Annotated in this window: 3 protein-coding genes; 1 reads left to right on the top strand and 2 read right to left on the bottom strand. The window is 71.5% G+C overall.

All coding sequences use genetic code 11. The features are described 5' to 3' along the window. Positions 1 to 307 precede the first annotated feature (307 nt). Both FJ251_14360 and FJ251_14355 read right to left on the bottom strand, forming a co-directional pair. A complete protein-coding gene (locus tag FJ251_14360; protein ID MBM4118888.1) occupies positions 308 to 1042 on the bottom strand; it encodes a nucleotidyltransferase family protein in 735 nt (244 codons plus the stop codon). Then, positions 1039 to 2568 carry a phosphotransferase enzyme family protein gene (locus tag FJ251_14355; protein MBM4118887.1) on the bottom strand — a complete coding sequence of 510 codons (1530 nt, stop codon included), beginning with the start codon at positions 2566 to 2568 and terminating at the stop codon, positions 1039 to 1041. The genes FJ251_14360 and FJ251_14355 overlap by 4 nt, the downstream gene beginning before the upstream one ends. Before the next feature lie 21 nt (positions 2569 to 2589). Between FJ251_14355 and FJ251_14350 the strand changes: the two genes are divergently transcribed. Further along, positions 2590 to 3797, top strand: a 1208-nt coding sequence (locus FJ251_14350; protein ID MBM4118886.1) for a hypothetical protein, incomplete at its 3' end; no start/stop codon positions are given.

The raw sequence follows: 3797 nt of genomic DNA, 5'->3' as shown, positions 1-3797 counted from the left end.
CCCCCGGGTTGCAAGATCCGCTTCCGGGTGCCGGTAGGTTTGTGCTTCGGGCTTGGGCGGCGGGGTTTTCTTCTGGCGCGGCATCGTCACCTCAGCTTCGAGTAACGCTCTTGCGGGCGAGGCACCTGGCAGCTGGCGCAGCCAGGCTGAGCGTCCAAGGCCGGGAGGGGATTGGCTTATCCCCACCTAAATTGGCGGAAAGCGCCTGTTACTGGACAGGCTATCACTGCCAAGGTCCGTCGACAAGCACCCAGACGCTGCTTCCCGCTCGCGCCTCCGCATCGCGGCCGAATGGTTGGGAGGCCACCTAATCCGGCAGCCGGTCCTCCGCGGCCAGCTTGCGCGCGGCCGCGAGCTTCTCCGGGGTGCCGATATCCGCCCAGAAGACGCCGTCGGCGCGAAAGGCGCGGATGTCGGCGCCCTCGCCCGCGAGGCGCAGGTAGGCGCTCACGATCGGGAAGGCGCCCGTCTCGACGAGGCGCGCGAGCAGCGCGGGACTGGCCGCGTGGATGCCGCAGAAGGCCAGGCGCTCGGCGCCGGGCACGGGCCGCGCGGCCCACATGCGCCGGCCGCCCGGCGCTTCCTCCCAGCCGACCAGGCGGCCCTCACCGTCGAAGAGCAGGCCGCGGCCCCGCGTGCGCGGCTGCACGGCGAGCGTGGCCAGAGCGTCGCTCGCGCGCTGCTGGCCCATCAGCGCGCCGAGGTCGATCGCACTGAGCACATCGACGTTGTGCACGAAGAAGGGCTCGGGCCCCGCGAGCAGGGGCGCGGCGTGCCTCAGCCCGCCGCCCGTGTCGAGCAGCTCGTTCTCGCGCGAGAGCGCTACGGGCAGGGTGAGCCGCGCAGCCGCCAGCCAAGCCGCGATCCGCTCCGGCAGGTGGTGCACGTTGACCACCGCGGCGTTCACGCCAGCGCGCAGGAGCCGCGCGAGGACGATCTCGAGCAGAGTGCGCCCGCCGACCTCGATCAGCGCCTTGGGCAGCGCGTCGGTGAGCGGCGCCAGGCGGGTGCCGCGGCCGGCCGCGAAGACCATCGCCTTCACGCTGTCTCTCCGAGCTCGCGGTGCCGCAGGGCCACCGCCACGCCGCGCGCCGCCAGGTGCGCGGCCAGGCGCTCCGCGCAGTAGACCGAGCGGTGCTGGCCGCCCGTGCAGCCGAAGGCCACGCTGAGGTCCGTGAAGTTGCGGCCGCGGTAGTTGTCCACCGCCGCGTCGACGAGCGCGCACACGCGCCCGAGAAAGACCTGCGCGGCGGGCTCGGCGTCGAGGAAGGCGGTCACCGGTGCGTCCTGCCCGGTGAGCGCTGCGAAGCGGGCCTCGCGGCCGGGATTGGGCAGGCAGCGGCAGTCGAAGACCCAGCCGCCGCCGTGGCCCGAGACGTCCCCCGGCAGGCCGTTGCGATAGGCGAAGCTCCCCACGCGCACGGTGAGCGCGAGCGAGGCGCTGCCGATCTGGCGCAGCGCCGAGGAGCCGACGAGCCGCCGCACGACCTCGGCGAGGGCCGGCAGCTCGGCGGGCAGCGGCGACTCGAGCGAGAGCCGCTCCAGGTTGCGGATCGCGTAGGGGATGCTCGCCAGGAAGCGCGTCTTGCGCTCGTAGTAGCCGCGCAGGCCATAGGCACCCAGGGCCTGGAAGATGCGCACGGTGGCGAAGAGCGGGTAATGCGCGAGAAAGGCCGCGCGGTCGAGGGGCGCCACCTGCGCGGCCGCGTCGAGGTAGTCTGCGAGCAGCGCGTCGCGCAGCGCGAAGGGCAGGTCGGCCTTGGCGTCGTAGAGGATGGAGGCGACGTCGTACTGGAGCGCCCCGCGCCGGCCGCCCTGGTAGTCGATGAACCAGGGCCGGCCCTCGCGCACCATGATGTTGCGCGACTGGAAGTCGCGGTAGAGAAAGTGCTCGCGCGGCGCGGCGAGCAAGAGCTCCGTGAAGCGCGCGAAGTCGTCCTCGAGCGCCTGCTCGCTGAAGGGGATGCCGGCAAGGCGCAGGAAGTAGTACTTGAAGTAGTTGAGGTCCCAGCGCATCGACTGGGCGTCGAAGCTGGCGCGGGGATAGCACACGCCGTAGTCGATGGCCCGCCCGGCGGTGATCTGGAACTGCGGCAAGAGGCGCAGCGCCTCGCGGTAGACCGCCACCGCCGCTGCGCTCGGCTCGCCGTCCCGGCGCTCGGCGCTCAGGAGGTCGAAGAGCGTCGTGTCGCCGAGGTCCTCTTCCAGGTAGACGCCGGCGGCCCGATCCTCACCGTAGATCGCCGGCACCGGCAGCCCGGCCTCGCGAAAGGTCCGCGAGAAGGAGAGGAAGGCGCGGTTCTCGAGCGGATCGGGCCCGGCGACGCCGATCGCCGTACCCGCCGCGCCATGGAGACGCCAGAGCCGCCGCCCGGAGCCGTCCCCGTGCAGGGCGGCCACGCGCTCGGCCGGGGCGCCGAAGCGCTGCCGGTAGAGCCCGCGAAGTGCGGCCTGGGTGCCGTTCTCCATGCGCCGATACTGCGACAAGGCCGGCGCTTCGACAATGCCTTTGACGACCCGGCACGGGCAATGCAATCCTGGGTTCAGCGCGCCGCAAGGCGCCACCATCAGCAAGCGCGAGGAGTCCCCATGCCGCCATGCCTTCCCGGTGCCGAGCGTTCGGCCACCGCTCTCGCCGTCTGGCTCCGCACGTCAGTTGCGCTGCTCCTGCTGCTCGGCCTGCTCGCCGGCTGCGCCGAGCAGGCAAGCAATCCGGTCGGCCCGCCCGACGACGATGACGACGACACGCCCCAGCCCGTGCTGGCCTTCCCCGGCGCGGAGGGTTTCGGCGCCCAGGCCACGGGCGGCCGCGGCGGTCGCGTCATCAAGGTCACCACGCTCGCGGCCTCGGGCCCAGGCAGTCTGCAGGAAGCGCTCGACCTGGACGAGCCGCGCATCGTGGTCTTCGCCGTGTCCGGCGTGATCGAGGCCGATCCGATTCGCATCCGGCACGGCAACGTGACCATCGCCGGCCAGACGGCGCCCGGGGGCGGCATCACGATCCGCGGCCGGCTCTACGGGAGCGGAGGGATCAGCAACGTCATCGTTCGCCACCTGCGCATTCGCCCCGCCTTCGCGGGGGAGGGCGGCGGCTCCTACGACGGCGTGCAGCTCTCCGAGAGCGGCCTCGTGATCTTCGACCACGTCTCGGCCGCCTTCGGCGTGGACGAGGTGATGGGCATCTTCACCGTCTGGGACGCCACGGTGCAGTGGTCGACGCTCTGCATGTCGGCGACGGAGGGGCACCCCGAGGGCGTGCACAACTACGGGCTGCTCTCCAACCGGCCGCGCGTGAGTCTCCACCACAATCTCTTCGCCCACAACGGCAACCGCAATCCGGCCTGCGGCCGGGGGCCGGCCGAGGTGAAGAACAACGTCGTCTACAACTTCAATCGCGGCTTCATCCACCACAACCCGCCCTCAGGGCAGTTCAGGATCGTCGGCAACTACTACAAGCAGGGACCGGAGGGCAACGCGCGACCTTTCGTCTTCGACGACACGGCCGGCGAGGGCCTGGCCTACTACCTGGCCGACAACTTCATCGACGATCCGGGCGACTACCTTGGCATCGTCGACAATCCCTGGACGGACGCCGTCTACCTCGCGGTCTACGGCGGCCTGGGCAAGGGCGAGGAGTACCGCGCGACCGCCGACTTCGACTTCGCGGCAAGCTACCCGGACCACGTCCCCATCACCCTGCAGTCGCCGGCGGATGCCTATGCGGATGTGCTGGCCGAGGCCGGCGCCTGGCCGCGCGATGTCGTCGACCTCGCGGCCGTCGCGGAGACCGAGCAAAA

It is taken from the genome of bacterium, assembly GCA_016873475.1.
Taxonomy (GTDB): domain Bacteria; phylum Krumholzibacteriota; class Krumholzibacteriia; order JACNKJ01; family JACNKJ01; genus VGXI01.
Note: the sequence above shows the minus strand (reverse complement) of the source record. Positions and strands in the feature narration are given on the sequence as shown.